The sequence below is a fragment of the Escherichia sp. UTM R2 genome (assembly GCF_048593455.1).
GTDB classification, from domain to species: Bacteria; Pseudomonadota; Gammaproteobacteria; order Enterobacterales; family Enterobacteriaceae; genus Escherichia; species Escherichia coli.
Window position 1 is genome coordinate 4469385 of sequence record NZ_JBFWDY010000002.1, and the last position, 24677, is coordinate 4494061.

At 51.1% G+C, this 24677-nt stretch carries 16 protein-coding genes, 2 tRNA genes and 3 rRNA genes; 5 read left to right on the forward strand and 16 right to left on the reverse strand.

Going from position 1 to position 24677, the window contains the following annotated elements; genetic code table 11:
- Window positions 1-177: 177 nt before the first annotated feature.
- Complete coding sequence (gene polA / locus AB4H76_RS22340; RefSeq protein ID WP_000250007.1) at window positions 178-2964, reverse strand: DNA polymerase I; 2787 nt, start codon at window positions 2962-2964, stop codon at window positions 178-180.
- A gap of 363 nt (window positions 2965-3327) precedes the next feature.
- Here polA and AB4H76_RS22345 point away from each other — a divergent pair, with 363 nt between their 5' ends.
- Window positions 3328-4260 (forward strand): acyltransferase, encoded by a 933-nt coding sequence (locus tag AB4H76_RS22345; RefSeq protein WP_001313432.1) that lies wholly within the window; start codon window positions 3328-3330, stop codon window positions 4258-4260.
- Window positions 4261-4300: 40 nt separating this feature from the next.
- On the opposite strand, the gene AB4H76_RS22350 is transcribed toward AB4H76_RS22345, so the two are convergent.
- The 4 genes from AB4H76_RS22350 to AB4H76_RS22365 all read right to left on the reverse strand — a co-directional run bounded on the left by AB4H76_RS22350 (window position 4301) and on the right by AB4H76_RS22365 (window position 7861).
- Complete coding sequence (locus AB4H76_RS22350) at window positions 4301-5731, reverse strand: YdgA family protein (RefSeq protein WP_077491707.1); 1431 nt, start codon at window positions 5729-5731, stop codon at window positions 4301-4303.
- 154 nt (window positions 5732-5885) lie between these two features.
- A complete protein-coding gene (gene dsbA / locus AB4H76_RS22355) occupies window positions 5886-6512 on the reverse strand; it encodes a thiol:disulfide interchange protein DsbA (protein WP_000725337.1) in 627 nt (208 codons plus the stop codon).
- A 16-nt stretch (window positions 6513-6528) separates the two neighbouring features.
- On the reverse strand, window positions 6529-7515 hold the full coding sequence (gene srkA / locus AB4H76_RS22360; RefSeq protein ID WP_085452753.1) for a stress response kinase SrkA: 987 nt from the start codon (window positions 7513-7515) through the stop codon (window positions 6529-6531).
- A gap of 76 nt (window positions 7516-7591) precedes the next feature.
- Window positions 7592-7861, reverse strand: coding sequence for a YihD family protein (locus tag AB4H76_RS22365; protein WP_001295263.1), 270 nt, complete (start codon window positions 7859-7861; stop codon window positions 7592-7594).
- Window positions 7862-7930: 69 nt separating this feature from the next.
- Between AB4H76_RS22365 and mobA the strand changes: the two genes are divergently transcribed.
- Window positions 7931-8515, forward strand: coding sequence for a molybdenum cofactor guanylyltransferase MobA (mobA, locus tag AB4H76_RS22370; protein WP_077492457.1), 585 nt, complete (start codon window positions 7931-7933; stop codon window positions 8513-8515).
- Window positions 8497-9024 (forward strand): molybdopterin-guanine dinucleotide biosynthesis protein MobB, encoded by a 528-nt coding sequence (gene mobB, locus AB4H76_RS22375; RefSeq protein WP_000907622.1) that lies wholly within the window; start codon window positions 8497-8499, stop codon window positions 9022-9024. Before mobA ends, mobB begins: the two co-directional genes overlap by 19 nt.
- 103 nt (window positions 9025-9127) lie before the next feature.
- Here mobB and rrf read toward each other — a convergent pair.
- From rrf to pepQ, 9 genes are all read right to left on the reverse strand, one after another.
- Window positions 9128-9243, reverse strand: a 5S ribosomal RNA gene (gene rrf, locus AB4H76_RS22380).
- 94 nt (window positions 9244-9337) lie between these two features.
- Window positions 9338-12241: ribosomal RNA gene (locus AB4H76_RS22385) — 23S ribosomal RNA — on the reverse strand.
- 183 nt (window positions 12242-12424) lie between these two features.
- Window positions 12425-12500, reverse strand: a tRNA-Ala gene (locus AB4H76_RS22390).
- Window positions 12501-12542: 42 nt separating this feature from the next.
- A tRNA-Ile gene (locus AB4H76_RS22395) sits at window positions 12543-12619 on the reverse strand.
- Window positions 12620-12687: 68 nt separating this feature from the next.
- A 16S ribosomal RNA gene (locus AB4H76_RS22400) occupies window positions 12688-14229 on the reverse strand.
- The 16S, 23S and 5S rRNA genes sit together here with 2 tRNA genes alongside, the layout of an rRNA operon.
- Window positions 14230-14604: 375 nt before the next feature.
- Window positions 14605-15150: a menaquinone-dependent protoporphyrinogen IX dehydrogenase gene (gene hemG / locus AB4H76_RS22405; RefSeq protein WP_077492483.1), complete on the reverse strand. Its 546-nt coding sequence runs from the start codon at window positions 15148-15150 to the stop codon at window positions 14605-14607.
- Window positions 15151-15161: 11 nt separating this feature from the next.
- Complete coding sequence (gene trkH, locus AB4H76_RS22410) at window positions 15162-16613, reverse strand: Trk system potassium transporter TrkH (RefSeq protein WP_000545665.1); 1452 nt, start codon at window positions 16611-16613, stop codon at window positions 15162-15164.
- Window positions 16614-16651: 38 nt separating this feature from the next.
- Window positions 16652-17266 (reverse strand): IMPACT family protein, encoded by a 615-nt coding sequence (locus AB4H76_RS22415; RefSeq protein WP_001296979.1) that lies wholly within the window; start codon window positions 17264-17266, stop codon window positions 16652-16654.
- Window positions 17266-18597, reverse strand: coding sequence for a Xaa-Pro dipeptidase (gene pepQ, locus AB4H76_RS22420; RefSeq protein ID WP_085452752.1), 1332 nt, complete (start codon window positions 18595-18597; stop codon window positions 17266-17268). Before pepQ ends, AB4H76_RS22415 begins: the two co-directional genes overlap by 1 nt.
- Window positions 18598-18786: 189 nt before the next feature.
- Here pepQ and fadB point away from each other — a divergent pair, with 189 nt between their 5' ends.
- Together fadB and fadA are read left to right on the forward strand one after the other, a co-directional pair.
- On the forward strand, window positions 18787-20976 hold the full coding sequence (gene fadB / locus AB4H76_RS22425; RefSeq protein ID WP_085452751.1) for a fatty acid oxidation complex subunit alpha FadB: 2190 nt from the start codon (window positions 18787-18789) through the stop codon (window positions 20974-20976).
- Window positions 20977-20985: 9 nt separating this feature from the next.
- On the forward strand, window positions 20986-22149 hold the full coding sequence (fadA, locus tag AB4H76_RS22430) for an acetyl-CoA C-acyltransferase FadA (RefSeq protein ID WP_000438708.1): 1164 nt from the start codon (window positions 20986-20988) through the stop codon (window positions 22147-22149).
- 282 nt (window positions 22150-22431) lie between these two features.
- Here the strand turns inward: fadA and fre are convergent, their stop codons facing one another.
- The gene (gene fre / locus AB4H76_RS22435) at window positions 22432-23133 is read right to left on the reverse strand and encodes an NAD(P)H-flavin reductase (RefSeq protein WP_000209826.1); all 702 of its coding nucleotides are present in this window, start codon (window positions 23131-23133) and stop codon (window positions 22432-22434) included.
- A gap of 45 nt (window positions 23134-23178) precedes the next feature.
- On the reverse strand, window positions 23179-24672 hold the full coding sequence (gene ubiD, locus AB4H76_RS22440; RefSeq protein ID WP_001401394.1) for a 4-hydroxy-3-polyprenylbenzoate decarboxylase: 1494 nt from the start codon (window positions 24670-24672) through the stop codon (window positions 23179-23181).
- Between the last annotated feature and the right edge of the window lie 5 nt (window positions 24673-24677).

The following is a 24677-nucleotide window of genomic DNA, read 5'->3' on the forward strand; positions in this document are numbered from 1 at the left end:
AAGATAGAACATCTTACCTCTGTACCCTACGCGACTAACTTTACTCTTTTTTGTTCAGTTCAGAAAGCACTTTTTGTAATTTTTTTTCAGTTGTTGCATAGGAATTTCTAATAGCCATCACAAAACGTGACAGCTTATGTTGCTTACTTACGAAAAAAGGGCATGTTCAGGCGAATCTTAGTGCGCCTGATCCCAGTTTTCGCCACTCCCCACTTCCACCAGCAACGGCACATCCAGACGGGTACAGTTTTCCATCAGTTGATGAATCTGCTTCGCAACGGCATCGACATCATCTCTATGAACTTCAAATACCAGTTCATCGTGTACCTGCATGATCATACGTACACGCGGTTGCTCAGCCTGTAACCACGCATCAACGGCAATCATCGCCCGTTTGATAATGTCGGCGGCGGTTCCCTGCATTGGCGCGTTAATGGCTGCACGTTCAGCCGCTGCACGACGAGCACCATTGCTGGATTTGATATCCGGCAGATACAGACGGCGTCCGTCCAGCGTTTCAACGTAGCCCTGCTCTTTCGCCTGAGCACGGGTGCGTTCCATATACTCCAGCACGCCAGGGTAGCGTTCGAAGTAAAGGTCCATGTACTTCTGCGCTTCTTTACGTGGAATGTTCAATTGCCGCGCCAGACCGAAAGCACTCATGCCATAAATCAGACCAAAGTTGATCGCTTTCGCGCTACGGCGTTGCTCGCTGGTGACGGTTTCCAGTGGCAAACCAAACACTTCTGCCGCCGTTGCCCGGTGGATATCTTTTCCTTCCGCGAATGCGGTCAGCAAGCCTTTGTCACGCGAGAGATGCGCCATAATGCGCAGTTCAATCTGCGAGTAGTCCGCTGAGACAATCACATAATCCTCTGGCGCAATAAACGCCTGGCGGATACGGCGACCTTCTTCGTTACGTACCGGAATGTTTTGCAGGTTAGGATCGGTTGACGATAAACGTCCCGTTGCAGTTACTGCCTGGTGATAAGAGGTATGCACACGCCCGGTTTTCGGGTTGATCATCAGCGGCAGCTTGTCGGTGTAGGTCGATTTCAGCTTCGCCAGACCACGATACTCCAGAATCACTTTTGGCAACGGATAGTCCAGCGCCAGTTCTTCCAGTACCTCTTCCGACGTTGACGGCGCGCCACCCGGCGTTTTCTTCAGCGGTTTAATGCCCTGTTTTTCAAATAGAATGGTTTGTAACTGCTTGGTGGAAGAAAGGTTAAATTCCTCACCTGCAATTTCATGCGCTTTCTTTTCCAGCTCAGCCAGACGCAAGGTAAGCTCTTCAGAATGATTGTGCAGCACTTTCGGATCGATCTTCACACCGTTACGTTCAATGCGTGAAAGCACCGGCACCAGCGGCATTTCGATATTCTCGAAGACGTTCAACGGCCCTTTGTGTTTTTGCAGATCTGGCCACATTTTCAGATGCAACTGCAAGGTGACATCCGCATCTTCGGCGGCGTAACGTCCGGCCTCTTCGAGGGCAATCTGGTTAAAGGTCAGTTGATTTTTGCCTTTACCCGCAATCTCTTCAAAAGTGATGGTTTTGTGCTTCAACCAACGTTCCGCGAGGCTGTCCATATCGTGACGCCCGGCAACGCTATTGAGAATGTAGGACTCCAGCATGGTATCAAACGCAATCCCACGCAGCTCAATGCCGTAATTCGCCAGAATACCGCGATCGTATTTCAGGTTTTGCCCGACCTTCAGCGCCTTTTCATCTTCCAGCAGCGGTTTTAGCAACTCGAGTGCACGCTCGCGAGAGATTTGATCGGGCGCATCAAGATAATCATGAGCAACCGGAATATATGCCGCTACGCCTGGCTCGATAGCAAAAGAAAGCCCGACCAGGTTAGCAGAGATGTTATCAAGGCTGTCGGTTTCGGTATCAAATGCAAATACCGGCGCTTTTTCCAGCTTCGCAATCCACGCTTTCAGTGTTTCTTCATCAAGGATGGTGACGTAGTTGTCATAAGAAATCACCGTTGCCGTCACTTCTGGTGCTTCGTCTGCAACACTGGTTTCCTGTGGCTTCGCGGCGGGTTTTGCCCCTTTGGCCTGTAACCATTTGCCCGCTTCGACATCAGCAGTCCAGCGTTTGAACTCATACTTTTTGAACAGCCCCAACAACTCTTCCGCTGCCGGTTGCTGCACTTCCAGTTGTTCACAGGTCAGCTCCAGTTCAACGTCGGTTTTAATCGTCGCCAGCTGGTATGAGAGATAAGCAACTTCTTTGTTTTGCTCGAGCTTCGCTGCCATTGTTTTCGCGCCACGGAAGCTCAACCCAGCAATTTTTTCTGGCTCGGCATACAGCGTATCCAGCCCGCCAAGACCTTGCAGCAATGCCTGCGCGGTTTTTTCACCGACGCCCGGTACGCCAGGAATGTTATCAGAGGAGTCACCCATCAGCGCCAGGAAATCGATGATCAGTTCTGGCGGCACGCCGTACTTATTCACCACCTCTTCCGGTCCGAGGATGGTATTCGTCATGGTATTGATAAGCGTAATATTTGGCGTCACCAGCTGCGCCATATCTTTATCGCCAGTGCTGATCAGCACCGGACGCCCGGCTTTTTCGGCTTCGCGCGCCAGAGTACCGATAACGTCGTCCGCTTCTACGCCAGAAACCGCCAGCAGCGGCAGTCCCATCGCTTTAACCATCGCGTGCAAGGGTTCGATTTGTGCACGCAGATCGTCCGGCATTGGCGGGCGATGTGATTTGTAATGTTCAAACAGTTCATCACGAAAGGTTTTTCCCTTGGCGTCAAAGACCACCGCTGCATGCGTCGGTTTATATTGCATGATCAGACTGCGCAGCATGTTGAGGACACCATACATCGCACCGGTCGGCTCGCCTGCGCTGTTAGTCAGCGGAGGAAACGCGTGATATGCGCGATAAAGATAAGATGAACCATCTACAAGGATAAGTGGATTTTGGGGGATCTGAACCATAATGTCCGTGCCTGTTTATCAGATTATGGGTAAAGGATGCCACAGACAGGATAAAAACATGAGTTTTTCACCGCTTTTCGTGAAAATCTTTTGTAGATCTTCTGGATCGCTCGCAAATCGTCATGTGGATAACTTTGTGCATAAATTATTTACATCGCTTTTAATTTATTATCATGCTTTTTACAGCATGATGCTTGTCTTTGTTTTTCATGCAGTTAAAAGTAAAGCCATCCCTGATAATTGAGATAATGGGATTTTTTCTAATGTGGATAGATATGAATTATTTTTCTCCTTAAGGATCATCCGTTATTTGGGTCGTTTTCTGCTAAAATCTGCGCCTTGCGCTTCTTTAGCGCACTGTCTATGGCTAACCTTTTGAATAAATTCATTATGACGAGAATACTCGCTGCGATAACCCTTTTGCTGAGTATCGTATTGACCATTTTGGTCACTATTTTTTGTTCCGTCCCGATCATCATTGCCGGGATTGTAAAACTATTGCTACCTGTGCCAGTCATTTGGCGAAAGGTTTCGCGTTTTTGTGATTTTATGATGTATTGCTGGTGTGAAGGTCTGGCGGTATTACTGCATCTGAACCCACACCTGCAATGGGAAGTTCACGGGCTGGAAGGGTTAAGTAAGAAGAACTGGTATCTGCTTATTTGTAACCACCGTAGTTGGGCAGATATTGTCGTACTGTGCGTGCTGTTTCGTAAGCACATTCCGATGAATAAATATTTCCTCAAGCAACAGCTGGCCTGGGTGCCATTTCTTGGCCTGGCGTGCTGGGCGCTGGATATGCCGTTTATGAAGCGTTATTCCCGCGCTTATTTATTACGTCATCCGGAGCGACGTGGTAAAGATGTTGAAACCACTCGGCGTTCTTGTGAAAAGTTTCGCCTGCATCCCACCACCATTGTCAATTTCGTTGAAGGCTCCCGTTTCACGCAAGAAAAACATCAGCAAACCCACTCCACTTTTCAAAACTTGTTGCCACCAAAGGCGGCAGGCATTGCGATGGCGCTAAATGTACTGGGTAAACAATTCGATAAACTGCTTAATGTTACGCTGTGTTATCCGGACAATAACCGTCAGCCGTTCTTCGATATGTTAAGCGGTAAACTGACGCGGATTGTCGTACATGTGGATTTACAGCCTATTGCCGATGAGTTACATGGCGACTACATCAATGACAAAAGCTTTAAGCGCCATTTTCAGCAATGGCTGAACTCATTGTGGCAGGAAAAAGACCGGCTTCTGACGTCTCTCATGTCATCACAGCGTCAGAATAAGTAAGTTTTACTCGCCTCTGAATGAGCAGAGGCGAGTGAGTATTTTAATGAACAAAACGTCCGGCACGAGACATAAATTCTTCTTCGCTCATCTCCTGTCCGTTAAAAACAACTTTACCCGGTGTATAACGCAGCTGCAGCGAGGCGGTATTGTTGTCAATCGTGATTAACTGAAACATCTGACCTAATGTCATCATCCCGCTGATTTGTTTATCAGCCTGCTTTTGCGCTTTTTCCGCATCCATTCCTTCAGATAAATTAAGCTGTTTTGCGGTTTCTGTGGCGACATTAAGCGGTAACTTCACATCAAAATTGAGCGATTTGATATCTTTGTTTGTGGATGATGAAGATTTGGCTGGGTCGGCAATACTGATATCCAGATTGGCATTTAGTTCGCCGAGTGCGTTCTTCCATCTTACCGGTTGTTTAATGGCCGGCTCACTTTGTTGTAATAACGGTAAATACTCTTTGAACAATGCAGCATTCACTTCTTGCAGAGCAACTTCATCGTTTGCTAACTCAGGATGTGCAGCAAGCTGCTTCTGCATCGCAATGTTATACTGGATGATAAATTGGCGCACTGCTGAGGGATCAATAGATTCAGCAATCAATGACCACTCACCACTACCGAGTTGCTGATTCCCTTTTGTTAACTTATCAAGTTCGTAGGTCAGATTGACATTGATATAATCTTTGTCTTTAACGCGATCCAGCCTGGTTTTTGCAACGAAAGCATCGATTTGGGCAACGTCTTCCCCGTGATTGATAATGTTAATCTGATTAAATTTCGACTCGCTTTCACCAACCGGAAATTTCTTTTCTTCTAATCGCGCCAGAGAATCAATGGTAAAACTTTTTGCTGTTACTTTGTTCATTGGTGATAATTGCAGAACAATATCTTCGACTTTGCCTTCAATATCCAGGTTAGACAATGAACTACCATCACCATTAAAAGTAAACTGGCCCTCACCAAAAGAAAACTTTCCATACTCTGCAGGGGCAACATCTAATGTCGTAGAGAATGAGCCACCAAACGCGAATCGCAATGTCGCTTCCACGGGCGATTTATTTTTCGCGGCGATAAATAGCGGTTGTGTCAGTTCATTATTCACTAAGTTCACTTTTGCCGCTGCCAGTGCTGGGATGACATTACCATGCATTAACATTGTGATGGGCAACGGACCGTGCTCAACATCCACATCAAATACAACTTTCTGGCCTGGCTTGATATTGAGATCGGGTGCATCGTTATCGAATGTCATTTGCATTTGAAAACGAGAATTAAAAAAACCTTTGTCAAAATTTTTATAACTTAACGTCATATCGTAGGCATGTTCACCTTTCTTTTTAGCATCGTTAAAATCTTTAATAAACTTTTCGACACCAGGCTGAATTTGCGTACCTGTGTACCATGTGCCACCACCCCAGATTACGGCTAACGCAACAATAACACCTGTAGCTGACTTACGTATCATATAAATATTCCCTGATAAAACAGCAAAACTTTAAATATCCGCTTATGCTGAAATAATGTCCAGCGGCAGGACGCATTATCAGAATGTATTTATATTTATTAAATAATAAAAAAAACCCGTGAATATTCACGGGCCTTATGTAATTTACATTGAATTATTTTTTCTCGGACAGATATTTCACTGTATCAGCATACTGCTGAACAAAAACATCCATATTGCTGGTATCCATACCCTGCGGATTCAGCTGATATTTACCGTTAACAAACATCGCCGGAACGCCACGCAATTGCACGTCAGCTGCAGCTTTTTCCTGCTGAGCGACCAGAGATTTGACCACGAAGCTGTTCCACGCCGCGTCGTACTCTTCACCTTTAATACCTGCGTTGATAAATACATCGCGGATATCAGATGCTGAACGAATGGTCTGGGTTTTCTGTACGCCTTCAAACAGCGGAACAGTGACTTTGTCTTCCACGCCCAGCGCCATCGCCACAGCCCATGCCTGAGTCAGATCTTTGCCCAGGTCACCACCCATGAAGTTGACGTGGTATTTAGTCATCTTCACGCCTTCCGGCAGTTTTTTCTTCACATTATCAGAAATATGCAGAACTTCTTCAAACTGATAGCAGTGCGGGCAGAAGAAAGAGAAAAACTCCAGCACTTGCGGCGCGCCAGCTACCGGTTTTTCCAGGGTAGTGTACTGTTTACCATCTTCATACTGCGCCGCCGATGCGCTAAACGCTAAAACTAAACCAGCCAGCGCCAGCCAAATCTTTTTCATGATCTACTCTCTCCGATTAATACATAGGTGTTAATTGCAAAGGGGGTTCTTGTAGAACTTTTGCCTGTTCTATAAAAGTCGCCGTCTGTCGTAGCCAGTAATCTTCCCCGGTTAACCACGGGAAATTTTTCGGGAACGCGGGATCAGCCCAACGCCGCATTAGCCAGGCAAGATAATAAACCAAACGCATGGCGCGTAAAGGTTCAATCAGTCCGATTTCAGCGGTGTCGAACTCGCTAAATTCTTCATAAGCTTCAATAATAGTTTCCAGTTGCATCCGCTGCTCGGCTTTATCGCCATTGAGCAACATCCACAAATCCTGAATAGCTGGACCATTACGTGCATCATCCAGATCAACAAACATTGGACCATCGCGCCAGAGAATATTCCCGGCGTGGCAGTCTCCATGTAGCCGCAGAACGGTGAAATCTTCCCGCCAGTGTGCTGTAACGGCGGCGATCAGCTCATCTGTCGCTTTCAGGAATGGCGCTTTCAACCCGGAAGGTATCAGTGTAGCGTCCTCAAACAGCTTGCGTGGCTCAATGAGATATTCATTCAGACCGATGGTCGGGCGATGGATAAAAAGCTGTTTGCGCCCCGTCTGGTGCATACGCCCTAAATAACGCCCAACCGCTTCCATCTGATCGATATTATCAGCTTCGAACTGGCGACCACCGACGCTTGGAAAAACAGCGAAATAAAATCCCTGATGATTCAATAAAGTCTGACCGTTAAAGGCCACAGGTGCTGCGACCGGAACTTCATCATTTACCAGCTGCAACGCAAATTGATGTTCTTCGAGGATTTGATCGGCTGTCCAACGTTCAGGACGATAAAATTTGACGACAAAACGTCGACGATCTTCGTCCTGAAATTGATAGACACGGTTTTCATAGCTGTTAAGCGGGGTAAGACCGGAATCCACCCGGATCCCATGCTCAAACAGAGCGTCCATGATGGTATCCGGGTGTAGTGTCTGGAAAGTAAAAGCGCTGTTGTTCATCCCATCATCCGGAAAACATTACGAATGATGAAGGATATCATTTCACGATGATTTTGGTGGCACCGCTTACAAGCTTTTACTCTTTAATTACGCCGCGAGCACGTAACAGCGCCGTTTTGAAGTCTTCTTCATAATCTTTCTGCAAACCCGGGATCACCGCATCTTTCGCGGAATCACGCATTTTCAGGTGATAGATCAGAATGTCATCCGTCAAATCCGCCAGTTCGCCGTCAAAACCTGACTCTTTCGCCAGTTTCTGCAAAAATTGCAACAGGTTAAGGTCTGGCTCTTTTTGCCAGGCTGGCTGGAGGAGTTCAATAACTTCATTCAGACGTTTACATTTCATAGTGATGCTCCTTACTCTTGAGACAGACACGTTAGCAGGGTCAATCCCACAATAAAAGAGGCGATATCGGTGAATCTGATGACGACGATAACAGGCGTTGTGCTGGCAGGCGGTAAAGCCAGACGAATGGGCGGCGTAGATAAAGGATTGCTGGACTTAAATGGCAAACCGCTGTGGCAACATGTCGCTGACGCGCTTATGACGCAGCTCTCTCACGTCGTGGTTAATGCTAATCGTCATCAGGAAATCTATCAGGCAGGCGGTCTGAAAGTGATTGAAGATTCACTGGCGGATTACCCAGGCCCTCTGGCAGGAATGCTTTCAGTGATGCAGCAGGAAGCTGGTGAGTGGTTTTTGTTTTGCCCGTGCGATACGCCTTACATTCCCCCTGATTTAGCAGCCAGGCTTAATCATCAGCGCAAAGATGCGCCTGTCGTGTGGGTCCATGACGGTGAACGCGATCACCCGACTATTGCTCTGGTAAACCGCGCTATTGAACCGTTATTACAAGAATATCTGCAAGCAGGAGAACGTCGGGTAATGGCATTTATGCGTCTGGCTGGCGGTCATGCGGTTGATTTCAGCGATCATAAAGATGCATTTGTTAACGTGAATACGCCAGAGGAGCTTGCCCGATGGCAGGAAAAACGATGATACCGTTACTCGCCTTTGCCGCGTGGAGTGGTACCGGAAAAACTACGCTTTTGAAAAAACTGATCCCGGCATTATGCGCCAGAGGGATCCGTCCAGGGCTGATTAAGCATACGCACCATGATATGGATGTTGATAAGCCAGGCAAAGATAGCTATGAACTGCGCAAGGCTGGCGCGGCACAAACCATCGTTGCCAGCCAGCAACGATGGGCCTTGATGACGGAAACACCAGACGAAGAAGAGCTGGATCTACAGTTTCTCGCAAGTCGAATGGATACCTCAAAGCTGGATTTGATTCTGGTCGAAGGGTTTAAGCATGAAGAGATCGCAAAGATTGTGCTGTTTCGCGATGGAGCCGGACATCGACCTGAAGAATTAGTGATAGACAGGCATGTTATTGCTGTAGCCAGTGATGTGCCGCTTAATCTTGATGTCGCATTACTGGATATTAATGATGTTGAGGGGCTGGCTGATTTTGTGGTGGAGTGGATGCAAAAGCAGAACGGATAAGCAAGAGTAGGCTGGATAAGACGCGCCAGCGTCGCATCCGGCATTTTTTTCTGCGCCAATGCAAAAAGGCCATCCTGACGGATGGCCTTCTGCTTAATTTGATGCCTGGCAGTTCCCTACTCTCGCATGGGGAGACCCCACACTACCATCGGCGCTACGGCGTTTCACTTCTGAGTTCGGCATGGGGTCAGGTGGGACCACCGCGCTACGGCCGCCAGGCAAATTCTGTTTTATCAGACCGCTTCTGCGTTCTGATTTAATCTGTATCAGGCTGAAAATCTTCTCTCATCCGCCAAAACATCTTCGGCGTTGTAAGGTTAAGCCTCACGGTTCATTAGTACCGGTTAGCTCAACGCATCGCTGCGCTTACACACCCGGCCTATCAACGTCGTCGTCTTCAACGTTCCTTCAGGACTCTCAAGGAGTCAGGGAGAACTCATCTCGGGGCAAGTTTCGTGCTTAGATGCTTTCAGCACTTATCTCTTCCGCATTTAGCTACCGGGCAGTGCCATTGGCATGACAACCCGAACACCAGTGATGCGTCCACTCCGGTCCTCTCGTACTAGGAGCAGCCCCCCTCAGTTCTCCAGCGCCCACGGCAGATAGGGACCGAACTGTCTCACGACGTTCTAAACCCAGCTCGCGTACCACTTTAAATGGCGAACAGCCATACCCTTGGGACCTACTTCAGCCCCAGGATGTGATGAGCCGACATCGAGGTGCCAAACACCGCCGTCGATATGAACTCTTGGGCGGTATCAGCCTGTTATCCCCGGAGTACCTTTTATCCGTTGAGCGATGGCCCTTCCATTCAGAACCACCGGATCACTATGACCTGCTTTCGCACCTGCTCGCGCCGTCACGCTCGCAGTCAAGCTGGCTTATGCCATTGCACTAACCTCCTGATGTCCGACCAGGATTAGCCAACCTTCGTGCTCCTCCGTTACTCTTTAGGAGGAGACCGCCCCAGTCAAACTACCCACCAGACACTGTCCGCAACCCGGATTACGGGTCAACGTTAGAACATCAAACATTAAAGGGTGGTATTTCAAGGTCGGCTCCATGCAGACTGGCGTCCACACTTCAAAGCCTCCCACCTATCCTACACATCAAGGCTCAATGTTCAGTGTCAAGCTATAGTAAAGGTTCACGGGGTCTTTCCGTCTTGCCGCGGGTACACTGCATCTTCACAGCGAGTTCAATTTCACTGAGTCTCGGGTGGAGACAGCCTGGCCATCATTACGCCATTCGTGCAGGTCGGAACTTACCCGACAAGGAATTTCGCTACCTTAGGACCGTTATAGTTACGGCCGCCGTTTACCGGGGCTTCGATCAAGAGCTTCGCTTGCGCTGACCCCATCAATTAACCTTCCGGCACCGGGCAGGCGTCACACCGTATACGTCCACTTTCGTGTTTGCACAGTGCTGTGTTTTTAATAAACAGTTGCAGCCAGCTGGTATCTTCGACTGATTTCAGCTCCACGAGCAAGTCGCTTCACCTACATATCAGCGTGCCTTCTCCCGAAGTTACGGCACCATTTTGCCTAGTTCCTTCACCCGAGTTCTCTCAAGCGCCTTGGTATTCTCTACCTGACCACCTGTGTCGGTTTGGGGTACGATTTGATGTTACCTGATGCTTAGAGGCTTTTCCTGGAAGCAGGGCATTTGTTGCTTCAGCACCGTAGTGCCTCGTCATCACGCCTCAGCCTTGATTTTCCGGATTTGCCTGGAAAACCAGCCTACACGCTTAAACCGGGACAACCGTCGCCCGGCCAACATAGCCTTCTCCGTCCCCCCTTCGCAGTAACACCAAGTACAGGAATATTAACCTGTTTCCCATCGACTACGCCTTTCGGCCTCGCCTTAGGGGTCGACTCACCCTGCCCCGATTAACGTTGGACAGGAACCCTTGGTCTTCCGGCGAGCGGGCTTTTCACCCGCTTTATCGTTACTTATGTCAGCATTCGCACTTCTGATACCTCCAGCATGCCTCACAGCACACCTTCACAGGCTTACAGAACGCTCCCCTACCCAACAACGCATAAGCGTCGCTGCCGCAGCTTCGGTGCATGGTTTAGCCCCGTTACATCTTCCGCGCAGGCCGACTCGACCAGTGAGCTATTACGCTTTCTTTAAATGATGGCTGCTTCTAAGCCAACATCCTGGCTGTCTGGGCCTTCCCACATCGTTTCCCACTTAACCATGACTTTGGGACCTTAGCTGGCGGTCTGGGTTGTTTCCCTCTTCACGACGGACGTTAGCACCCGCCGTGTGTCTCCCGTGATAACATTCTCCGGTATTCGCAGTTTGCATCGGGTTGGTAAGTCGGGATGACCCCCTTGCCGAAACAGTGCTCTACCCCCGGAGATGAATTCACGAGGCGCTACCTAAATAGCTTTCGGGGAGAACCAGCTATCTCCCGGTTTGATTGGCCTTTCACCCCCAGCCACAAGTCATCCGCTAATTTTTCAACATTAGTCGGTTCGGTCCTCCAGTTAGTGTTACCCAACCTTCAACCTGCCCATGGCTAGATCACCGGGTTTCGGGTCTATACCCTGCAACTTAACGCCCAGTTAAGACTCGGTTTCCCTTCGGCTCCCCTATTCGGTTAACCTTGCTACAGAATATAAGTCGCTGACCCATTATACAAAAGGTACGCAGTCACACGCCGAAGCGTGCTCCCACTGCTTGTACGTACACGGTTTCAGGTTCTTTTTCACTCCCCTCGCCGGGGTTCTTTTCGCCTTTCCCTCACGGTACTGGTTCACTATCGGTCAGTCAGGAGTATTTAGCCTTGGAGGATGGTCCCCCCATATTCAGACAGGATACCACGTGTCCCGCCCTACTCATCGAGCTCACAGCATGTGCATTTTTGTGTACGGGGCTGTCACCCTGTATCGCGCGCCTTTCCAGACGCTTCCACTAACACACACACTGATTCAGGCTCTGGGCTGCTCCCCGTTCGCTCGCCGCTACTGGGGGAATCTCGGTTGATTTCTTTTCCTCGGGGTACTTAGATGTTTCAGTTCCCCCGGTTCGCCTCATTAACCTATGGATTCAGTTAATGATAGTGTGTCGAAACACACTGGGTTTCCCCATTCGGAAATCGCCGGTTATAACGGTTCATATCACCTTACCGACGCTTATCGCAGATTAGCACGTCCTTCATCGCCTCTGACTGCCAGGGCATCCACCGTGTACGCTTAGTCGCTTAACCTCACAACCCGAAGATGTTTCTTTCGATTCATCATCGCGTTGCGAAAATTTGAGAGACTCACGAACAACTTTCGTTGTTCAGTGTTTCAATTTTCAGCTTGATCCAGATTTTTAAAGAGCAAAACTTCGCAGTGAACCTTTGCAGGTACACTCTGAAGTATTTTTTATTTAATCACTACAGAGATGGTGGAGCTATGCGGGATCGAACCGCAGACCTCCTGCGTGCAAAGCAGGCGCTCTCCCAGCTGAGCTATAGCCCCATAACATGTAGTTAAAACCTCTTCAAATTTGCCGTGCAAATTTGGTAGGCCTGAGTGGACTTGAACCACCGACCTCACCCTTATCAGGGGTGCGCTCTAACCACCTGAGCTACAAGCCTGTAGAGGTTTTACTGCTCATTTTCATCAGACAATCTGTGTGAGCACTTCAAAGAACGCTTCTTTAAGGTAAGGAGGTGATCCAACCGCAGGTTCCCCTACGGTTACCTTGTTACGACTTCACCCCAGTCATGAATCACAAAGTGGTAAGCGCCCTCCCGAAGGTTAAGCTACCTACTTCTTTTGCAACCCACTCCCATGGTGTGACGGGCGGTGTGTACAAGGCCCGGGAACGTATTCACCGTGGCATTCTGATCCACGATTACTAGCGATTCCGACTTCATGGAGTCGAGTTGCAGACTCCAATCCGGACTACGACGCACTTTATGAGGTCCGCTTGCTCTCGCGAGGTCGCTTCTCTTTGTATGCGCCATTGTAGCACGTGTGTAGCCCTGGTCGTAAGGGCCATGATGACTTGACGTCATCCCCACCTTCCTCCAGTTTATCACTGGCAGTCTCCTTTGAGTTCCCGGCCGGACCGCTGGCAACAAAGGATAAGGGTTGCGCTCGTTGCGGGACTTAACCCAACATTTCACAACACGAGCTGACGACAGCCATGCAGCACCTGTCTCACGGTTCCCGAAGGCACATTCTCATCTCTGAAAACTTCCGTGGATGTCAAGACCAGGTAAGGTTCTTCGCGTTGCATCGAATTAAACCACATGCTCCACCGCTTGTGCGGGCCCCCGTCAATTCATTTGAGTTTTAACCTTGCGGCCGTACTCCCCAGGCGGTCGACTTAACGCGTTAGCTCCGGAAGCCACGCCTCAAGGGCACAACCTCCAAGTCGACATCGTTTACGGCGTGGACTACCAGGGTATCTAATCCTGTTTGCTCCCCACGCTTTCGCACCTGAGCGTCAGTCTTCGTCCAGGGGGCCGCCTTCGCCACCGGTATTCCTCCAGATCTCTACGCATTTCACCGCTACACCTGGAATTCTACCCCCCTCTACGAGACTCAAGCTTGCCAGTATCAGATGCAGTTCCCAGGTTGAGCCCGGGGATTTCACATCTGACTTAACAAACCGCCTGCGTGCGCTTTACGCCCAGTAATTCCGATTAACGCTTGCACCCTCCGTATTACCGCGGCTGCTGGCACGGAGTTAGCCGGTGCTTCTTCTGCGGGTAACGTCAATGAGTAAAGGTATTAACTTTACTCCCTTCCTCCCCGCTGAAAGTACTTTACAACCCGAAGGCCTTCTTCATACACGCGGCATGGCTGCATCAGGCTTGCGCCCATTGTGCAATATTCCCCACTGCTGCCTCCCGTAGGAGTCTGGACCGTGTCTCAGTTCCAGTGTGGCTGGTCATCCTCTCAGACCAGCTAGGGATCGTCGCCTAGGTGAGCCGTTACCCCACCTACTAGCTAATCCCATCTGGGCACATCCGATGGCAAGAGGCCCGAAGGTCCCCCTCTTTGGTCTTGCGACGTTATGCGGTATTAGCTACCGTTTCCAGTAGTTATCCCCCTCCATCAGGCAGTTTCCCAGACATTACTCACCCGTCCGCCACTCGTCAGCAAAGAAGCAAGCTTCTTCCTGTTACCGTTCGACTTGCATGTGTTAGGCCTGCCGCCAGCGTTCAATCTGAGCCATGATCAAACTCTTCAATTTAAAAGTTTGATGCTCAAAGAATTAAACTTCGTAATGAATTACGTGTTCACTCCTGAGACTTGGTATTCATTTTTCGTCTTGCGACGTTAAGAATCCGTATCTTCGAGTGCCCACACAGATTGTCTGATAAATTGTTAAAGAGCAGTGCCGCTTCGCTTTTTCTCAGCGTCGCGGGGTGTGCATAATACACTTTCCCGCTACAGAGTCAAGCATTTTTTTGCTTTCTCTGCCGGAATTCTCAGGAGAACCCCGCTGACCCGGCGGCGTGTTTGCCGTTGTTCCGTGTCAGTGGTGGCGCATTATAGGGAGTTATTCCGGCCTGACAAGAGGAAATTTAAAATAATTTTCCGACCGCGCATTTTTTATTCTTTATGCTTATTTCAGCGTCGGTTTGTCGGTTAAATGGGCGATTTCTTGGGCGAAATTCGCCACCTGCTCCCAATCGGTATAGACAACTTCTTTGCGCGTATCCGTTTCACCGCCTGACATCTTCATAATCAGCTTGATCATAAAACGGTCGTACCAGCGATAACGTGGGTAACGCAGCGCCCCGGCAATGACCGCGCAGCGATCGGGACGCCATTGCGAGTTCATCAGAAACTTCCGCGCGTAGCTGTTGGTCTGTGGAGTACGCTTCTCCGGTTTGCGCGCCACCAGGTTTACGGAATAAAAGGCGCTCGGCATCGAATTCAGTCGCGTCGCATGTTTTTTGACAAATTCCTGGAACGCAGAGTGGTAGTGACCATAGCGAATAGAAGCACCAATGACCACACGGTCATAGTTTTCCCATTGTGGTTCTTCAATGCGGTGCACATTGGCGACATCCGCCTGGATCCCCAGTTCTTTCAGTTCCGAAGCCAGGTAGGAGGCAATCTCGCGCGTTTGTCCGTCCCTTGTTGAGAAAAGAATTAATGTTTTCACGTATTACTCCATCATTCACGCCAGAAAGTCGGGGTAAAGAGCACCAGCAATGTAAAGACCTCGAGACGACCAAACAGCATGTTGGCAATCAGGATCCATTTAGCCACCGGGTTCATACTGGTAAAGTTATCAGCAACCACGCCAAGCCCTGGCCCCAGGTTATTCAATGTTGCAACAACCGAGGCAAAGGCAGAAAAGTCATCCACGCCCGTGGCGATAATCGCCAGCATACTGACAATAAACACCAATGCATAGGCGGAGAAAAATCCCCAAACGGCTTCGAGGATACGTTCCGGCAGTGCGCGATTCCCCAGCTTAATGCTATAGACGGCGTTCGGATGCACCAGTCGTTTCAGCTCACGGTTCCCCTGCTTAAACAGCAACAGGATGCGGATCACTTTCAGGCCACCGCCCGTTGACCCGGCGCAACCGCCGATAAAAGCTGAACATAAAAGCAGTACCGGCAAAAAGAGCGGCCAGCGGGCAATGCTGTCAGTTGTAAACCCGGCAGTTGTCGCCATCGACACCACCTGGAAAAACGCCTGGTTAATTGTCATCAGCGCCGAACTGTAGACATTATGAAACCACAGTACGAGTGTACAAATAACCACCAGTGAAAACTGTACGCCGATAAACATGCGAAATTCCGGATCGCGCCAATAAACCTTCAGACTACGCCCACTTAACAGTGAAAAGTGCAGACCGTAGTTACAGCCAGAGATCAGCAGGAAGATAGCAATGATAGTGTTAATAGTCGGGCTGTCGAAATAACCGATACTGGCATCATGTGTCGAGAAGCCGCCAATAGCGATAGTCGCAAAGCTATGGCCGATGGCATCAAAGGCATCCATTCCAGCAAACCACAACGCCAGCGCACAGGCGACGGTCAGCAAGACATAAATCAACCACAGGGTTTTCGCCGTTTCCGCAATTCGCGGGCGCATTTTGTTATCTTTCAGCGGGCCGGGCATTTCTGCGCGATAGAGCTGCATCCCACCCACGCCGAGGATAGGCAGTATCGCAACCGCCAACACGATGATCCCCATCCCGCCAAACCATTGCAGCATCTGGCGATAAAAGAGGATGGCATGAGGGAGCGAATCCAGCCCCACCAGCGTAGTGGCTCCCGTGGTGGTCAGGCCAGAGAAAGATTCAAAAAACGCATCGGTAATCGTGAGGTTCGGGCTTTCCGAGAAGATAAAAGGGAGCGCACCGACGCTACCCAGCACGGTCCAGAACAGCACCACTATCAGAAACCCCTCACGGGATTTCAGTTCGCCCTTCTCTTTGCGGTTCGGCCACCACAGCATAGAGCCAATGGCGAGGGCGACAAAAAAGGTCTGGGTAAAAGCGCGGCCCGCTCCATCCCGGTAGATGAGTGCTACCAGCCCAGGGATAATCATGGTCCCTGAAAATAAGATGACCAGTAGTCCAACGATTCGGGTAATGGCGCGAAAATGCATCTCTGCCGCTTCCTTAGTTCTGCAAAACGAAGTGGGGATTATTCTTCAATCGCTAACAATTGCAATGAACCACGGCTAAAATCCGCCAGCTTTGCGGAAAATTCAGCCACTTTCGCCGCCGGAAGCGCCACCCGCAGCAGAACGAATGCCTGATAATCACTGTTGATAATTTTGCCGTCACACTGCCCCAGCAACGCTTCAATGCCGGTTAACTGACTATATTCACATTGCAAAGTATATTCAGTTAATGGCGTCTTGCGTTGGGTCGTTAGCTGGCGCAGCGCCTGATTCACGCCGCCGCCATACGCTTTCACTAACCCACCGGTACCAAGCAATATGCCGCCGTAGTAGCGCACCACCACAGCGGTAATTTCCCCGACGCCGCTGCCCATTAGTTGGGCGAGCATCGGTTTACCGGCCGTTCCCGCCGGTTCCCCGTCGTCAGAGAAACCGAGCTGTTGAGAATCATCCGGCGCACCCGCCACCCACGCCACGCAATGGTGGCGGGCATCGGGGTGTTCTGCCCGCACCGATTCAACAAACGCTTTCGCCGCCTCAACGCCATCGGTATGCGCCAACATCGTTATGAAGCGGCTCTTTTTGATCTCTTCAACGACCGTGACTGGTGCCGCAGGAATTAACCAGCTTTCCATCACGCCAGTTTCAGATCCCGGGTCATGTTTTCCACGTTGTTTTCGTGGATCACCACGTTGTCTTCGATACGAATGCCGCCGAACGGTTTCAGTGCTTCAATTTTCTGCCAGTTGAAGTGTTTGCTGAACTGCCCGTCACGCCACGGTGCCAGCAGCGATTCGATGAAGTAGATACCCGGTTCGATGGTTAACACCATGCCCGGCTGGAGAATACGGGTGCAGCGCAGGTACGGATATTTTGCCGGTGCCGCGAGGTACGTACCGCTATCATCTTGCATAAAGCCAGCTACGTCATGCACCTGCAGGCCCAGCGGATGACCGATACCGTGCGGCATAAACGGTCCGGTGAGATCGTTTTCGACCATCGCTTCTTCACTCATATCGGTGATGATTTGATGTTTACGCAGCAGTTTGGCGATGCGCTGATGGAACTGGATGTGATAATCCACATAGCTGACGCCTGCTTTCATGGTGGCGATCAGCGCCAGTTGTTCATCATTTACGTCTTTCACCAGCTGTGCGTAGTCGTTGTCGCTTTTTGCCGACCAGGTACGGGTCAGGTCAGCCGCATAGCCGTTATATTCGGCCCCGGCATCCAGCAGGAAGCTGCGCATCTCTTCCGGTGCCTGGTGGTCCAGTTTGGTGTAATGCAACACCGCAGCGTGTTCGTTAAGCGCCACAATGTTGCTGTAAGGTACGTCGGTATCACGATGACCGGTCGCGGTCAGATAGGCAATGTTGATATCGAACTCGCTCATGCCAGAACGGAACGCTTCTTCTGCCGCGCGATGACCGTTGACCGCCATTTTCTGCGCTTCGCGCATACAGGCCAGTTCGTACTCGGTTTTGAAGGAGCGGTAGTAATGCAGGTAGTCGATCACCCCTTTCGGGTTGATGTTGCTGGCCTCAATACCCAGTTGCAGCGCACGTTCCGGCACCGGACCGATATAACCGATATTGCCGCGCGCAGCAGGCAGCAGGCTACCAATGCCATCGGCTTTCGGCAGCGCGATCACTTCCACATCTTCAGTCCAGAAGGAGTTCGGCAGCGGTTCGACGTTGTGCCAGTAATCAACCGGCAGATAAAACCACAGTTTCGGCTTGTTCACGCCATCCACCAGCAACCAGCAGTTTGGCACCTGAGTTACCGGCACCCACGCTTTGAATTGCGGGTTCACTTTAAACGGATAAGGATGATCGTCGAGAAAAACGTTGAACAGTTCGCCGGAGTGAATAAGTAACGCATCCAGCTTGAAGCGCGCCAGCGCATCGCGAGTCCGTTCTTGTAAGGTAGCTATATGATTTTTATAGAGTGAGGCCAGTGATTCCATTTTTTACCCTTCTGTTTTTTTGACCTTAAGTCTCCGCATCTTAGCACATCGTTCATCCAGAGCGTGATTTCTGCCGAGCGTGATCAGATCGGCATTTCTTTAATCTTTTGTTTGCATATTTTTAACACAAAATACACACTTCGATTCATCTGGTACGACCAGATCACCTTGCGGATTCAGGAGACTGACATGCTTTACAAAGGCGACACCCTGTACCTTGACTGGCTGGAAGATGGCATTGCCGAACTGGTATTTGATGCCCCAGGTTCAGTTAATAAACTCGACACTGCCACCGTCGCCAGCCTCGGCGAGGCCATCGGCGTGCTGGAACAGCAATCAGATCTAAAAGGGCTGCTGCTGCGTTCGAACAAAGCAGCCTTTATCGTCGGTGCTGATATCACCGAATTTTTGTCCCTGTTCCTCGTTCCTGAAGAACAGTTAAGTCAGTGGCTACACTTTGCCAATAGCGTGTTTAATCGCCTGGAGGATCTGCCGGTGCCGACCATTGCTGCTGTCAACGGCTATGCGCTGGGCGGTGGCTGCGAATGCGTGCTGGCGACCGATTATCGTCTGGCGACGCCGGATCTGCGCATCGGTCTGCCGGAAACTAAACTGGGCATCATGCCGGGCTTTGGCGGTTCTGTACGTATGCCACGTATGCTGGGCGCTGACAGTGCGCTGGAAATCATTGCCGCCGGTAAAGATGTCGGCGCGGATCAGGCGCTGAAAATCGGTCTGGTGGATGGCGTAGTCAAAGCAGAAAAACTGGTTGAAGGGGCGATGGCGATTTTACGCCAGGCCATTAACGGCGACCTCGACTGGAAAGCAAAACGTCAGCCGAAGCTGGAACCGCTAAAACTGAGCAAGATTGAAGCCACCATGAGCTTCACCATCGCTAAAGGGATGGTCGCGCAAACGGCGGGGAAACATTATCCGGCCCCCATCACCGCAGTAAAAACCATTGAAGCTGCGGCCCGTTTTGGTCGTGAAGAAGCCTTAAACCTGGAAAACAAAAGTTTTGTCCCGCTGGCGCATACCAACGAAGCCCGCGCACTGGTCGGCATTTTCCTTAACGATCAATATGTAAAAGGTAAAGCGAAGAAACTCACCAAAGATGTTGAAACCCCGAAACAGGCCGCTGTGCTGGGCGCAGGCATTATGGGCGGCGGCATCGCTTACCAGTCTGCGTGGAAAGGCGTGCCGGTTGTCATGAAAGATATCAACGACAAGTCGTTAACCCTCGGCATGACCGAAGCCGCGAAACTGCTGAACAAGCAGCTTGAGCGCGGCAAGATCGATGGTCTGAAACTGGCTGGCGTGATCTCCACAATTCACCCAACGCTCGACTACGCCGGGTTTGACCGCGTGGATGTTGTGGTAGAAGCGGTTGTTGAAAACCCGAAAGTGAAAAAAGCCGTGCTGGCAGAAACCGAGCAGAAAGTACGCCCGGATACCGTGCTGGCGTCTAACACTTCAACCATTCCTATCAGCGAACTGGCCAACGCGCTGGAACGTCCGGAAAACTTCTGCGGGATGCACTTCTTTAACCCGGTGCACCGGATGCCGTTGGTGGAAATTATTCGCGGCGAGAAAAGCTCCGACGAAACCATCGCGAAAGTCGTCGCATGGGCGAGCAAGATGGGCAAGACGCCGATTGTGGTTAACGACTGCCCCGGATTCTTCGTTAACCGCGTGCTGTTCCCCTACTTCGCGGGTTTCAGCCAGCTGCTGCGCGACGGCGCGGATTTCCGCAAGATCGACAAAGTGATGGAAAAACAGTTTGGCTGGCCGATGGGGCCGGCATATCTGCTGGACGTTGTGGGGATTGATACCGCGCATCACGCTCAGGCGGTGATGGCAGCAGGCTTCCCGCAGCGGATGCAGAAAGATTACCGCGATGCCATCGATGCGCTGTTTGATGCCAACCGTTTTGGTCAGAAGAACGGCCTCGGTTTCTGGCGTTATAAAGAAGACAGTAAAGGCAAGCCGAAGAAAGAAGAAGACGCCGTCGTTGACGACCTGCTGGCAGAGGTCAGCCACGCGAAGCGCGATTTCAGCGAAGAAGAGATTATCGCCCGCATGATGATCCCGATGGTCAACGAAGTGGTGCGCTGTCTGGAAGAAGGCATTATCGCCACTCCAGCAGAAGCGGATATGGCGCTGGTCTACGGACTGGGGTTCCCTCCGTTCCACGGCGGCGCGTTCCGCTGGCTGGACACCCTCGGTAGCGCAAAATACCTCGATATGGCACAACAATATCAGCACCTCGGCCCGATGTATGAAGTGCCGGAAGGTCTGCGTAATAAAGCGCGTCATAACGAACCGTACTATCCCCCGGTTGAGCCAGCCCGTCCGGTTGGCGACCTGAAAACGGCTTAAGGAGTCACAATGGAACAGGTTGTCATTGTCGATGCAATTCGCACCCCGATGGGCCGTTCGAAGGGCGGTGCTTTTCGTCACGTGCGTGCAGAAGATCTCTCCGCTCATTTAATGCGTAGCCTGCTGGCGCGTAACCCGGCGCTGGAAGCGGCTGCCCTCGACGATATTTACTGGGGCTGTGTACAGCAGACGCTGGAGCAAGGTTTTAATATCGCCCGTAACGCGGCGCTGTTGGCAGAAGTACCACACTCTGTCCCGGCGGTGACCGTCAATCGCCTGTGTGGTTCATCCATGCAAGCATTACATGACGCAGCGCGAATGATCATGACCGGCGATGCGCAGGCATGTCTGGTTGGCGGCGTGGAGCATATGGGCCATGTGCCGATGAGTCACGGCGTCGATTTTCACCCCGGCCTGAGCCGCAATGTCGCCAAAGCGGCGGGCATGATGGGCTTAACGGCAGAAATGCTGGCGCGTATGCACGGTATCAGCCGTGAAATGCAGGATGCCTTTGCCGCGCGGTCACACGCCCGCGCCTGGGCCGCCACGCAGTCGGGTGCATTTAAAAATGAAATTATCCCGACCGGTGGTCACGATGCCGACGGCGTCCTGAAGCAGTTTAATTACGACGAAGTGATTCGCCCGGAAACCACCGTGGAAGCCCTCGCCACGCTGCGCCCGGCGTTTGATCCCGTCAGCGGTACGGTGACGGCAGGTACATCTTCTGCGCTTTCCGATGGCGCAGCTGCCATGCTGGTGATGAGTGAAAGCCGCGCCCGAGAATTAGGTCTTAAGCCGCGCGCCCGCGTGCGTTCGATGGCGGTCGTTGGTTGTGACCCATCGATTATGGGTTACGGCCCGGTTCCGGCCTCGAAGCTGGCGCTGAAAAAAGCGGGGCTTTCTGCCAGCGATATCGGCGTATTCGAGATGAACGAAGCCTTTGCCGCGCAGATCCTGCCGTGTATTAAAGATCTCGGGCTAATGGAGCAGATTGACGAGAAGATCAACCTCAACGGTGGCGCGATCGCGCTGGGTCATCCGCTGGGTTGTTCCGGTGCGCGTATCAGCACCACGCTGCTGAATCTGATGGAACACAAAGACGTCCAGTTTGGTCTGGCGACGATGTGTATCGGTCTGGGTCAGGGCATTGCAACGGTGTTTGAGCGGGTTTAACCACTTGCCGGATGCGGCGTGAACGCCTTATCCGGTCTACAGATCCGGCACCAATGTAGGCCTGATAAGACGCGCCAGCGTCGCATCAGGCATCGTGCACCAATTGCCGGATGCGGCGTAAACGCCTTATCCGGCCTACGGTTCGGACTATTTGTAGGCACGATAAGACGCGACAGCGTCGCATCGGGCATGGTTTGCCAGATACGTCATAGATCTAAATGCCACTGAATAAAGTTTTAGTTGCCGTTCTTCCCGCCTGTCAGGGGCGGGTTTTTTTATATCTCAGATAAATGCAAACGCATCGCCAAACAGGCGATCTTCCCGCGCATTACGCTCACTGCAAAACAGGTCACGGGCAATTTTCGCCATCTCAAAACGTCCGGCAATATAGATATCATGCTCTGCCAGCGTACCATGATCCTGCAATACCGCCGTTAACACAGTGCCAGTACGCCCACGCCAGCCCGCTTCCGGTTGTTCAACCACCGGCACCACTTGCAGACCAGGATGCTTAAGCGAAAGCGCCTCAAGCTCGCAGAGATCATACAGATGCTGCTCTTCACGCCCGCCCCAGTAAATGGTGATATCACGGTTTGGGTTACGCGCCAGCGCCGTCAGCAAAATCGAGCGCGCATAAGAGAACCCGGTGCCACCCGCAATCAAAATCATCGGACGTTCTTCATCATCGCGCAGCCATGCCTCACCGTGCGGAATATCGACCACGATTTGATGATCTTTAAGAATGCGGTCCATGACTGCTTTCGCGTAAAGGTTGATTTCAGAAGCGCCAATATGCAGCTCGATGAACCCTTTTTCATCTGGCGTCGAAGCCATTGAGAACGGACGTTTGTCACGCTCATCCATCACTACCATCAAATACTGACCAGCACGAAAAGAAAAGGCCGCGTCTGGTACGATTCGGACACGGTATACGGTATCCGTGATAGCTTCTACCGAGGTCACTTTACAGCTTAAGGTTGTCATGCGCTTTCTCTGTCGGATCGATAAATAGGGCAAAACAAACGCGCATCAGGCGCTTTTACCGTTGTTAAAAATAGCCAGTTCATCCCAGATGGCGTCAATACGCGCGACAACATCCGGATCTTTTTTGATGGGACGTCCCCATTCACGCTGGGTTTCCCCTGGCCATTTATTCGTGGCATCCAGCCCCATTTTTGAACCCAGCCCGGACACAGGCGAGGCAAAATCCAGATAATCAATAGGCGTATTTTCGACCAACACCGTGTCCCGCGCCGGGTCCATACGGGTGGTAATCGCCCAAATCACATCGTTCCAGTCGCGTGCGTTGACGTCATCATCGCAAACGATCACAAATTTAGTGTACATAAACTGGCGTAAGAACGACCAGACGCCCATCATGACGCGCTTCGCGTGTCCGGCGTACTGTTTTTTGATCGTCACTACCGCCAGACGATAAGAACAGCCTTCCGGCGGCAGGTAAAAATCGACAATTTCCGGGAACTGTTTTTGCAGAATCGGCACAAACACTTCGTTCAACGCCACGCCCAGTACCGCAGGCTCATCAGGCGGACGCCCGGTATAGGTGGAATGGTAAATCGCATCTTCACGCTGGGTAATATGCGTCACGGTGAATACCGGGAAACTATCGACTTCGTTATAGTAACCGGTGTGGTCGCCATACGGCCCTTCCGGCGCAGTTTCGCCTTGTTCGATATATCCTTCCAGCACAATCTCCGCACTGGCGGGCACTTCGAGATCATTGGAAATACACTTTACTACTTCGGTTTTGGTGCCGCGTAGCAATCCGGCAAACGCATACTCTGAAAGCGTATCCGGAACGGGCGTGACTGCACCGAGAATTGTGGCGGGATCGGCACCCAGCGCCACAGAAACCGGGAAACGTTCGCCCGGATGCGCCGCACACCACTCCTGGAAATCCAGCGCGCCGCCGCGATGCGACAGCCAGCGCATAATCAATTTGTTTTTACCAATCAGCTGCTGGCGATAAATGCCCAGATTCTGCCGCTCTTTATGCGGGCCGCGCGTCACTGTCAGCCCCCAGGTAATCAGCGGCGCGGCATCTTCCGGCCAGCAGGTCATAATGGGGATACGGTGAAGATCGACGTCATCGCCGGAGATAATTTTTTGCTGACACGGCGCACCACGCAGTCGCTTTGTCGGCATGTTCAATACTTGCTTGAACTGCGGCAGTTTATCAAACAGGTCGCGGAAACCTTTTGGCGGCTCCGGCTCTTTCAGAAACGCCAATAATTTACCAACTTCACGCAGCGCCGAAACATCTTCCTGCCCCATGCCCATCGCCACGCGCTTTGGCGTACCGAACAGGTTGCACAGCACCGGCATTGAGTAGCCTTTAGGGTTTTCGAACAACAGCGCAGGCCCACCGGCACGCAAAGTGCGGTCAGCAATTTCAGTGATTTCCAGATGCGGATCCACCGGGAGCGTGATACGTTTTAGCTCACCCTGCTGTTCAAGCAGCGTCAGGAAGTCGCGTAAATCGTTATATTTCATGGCGTCCATTGTAG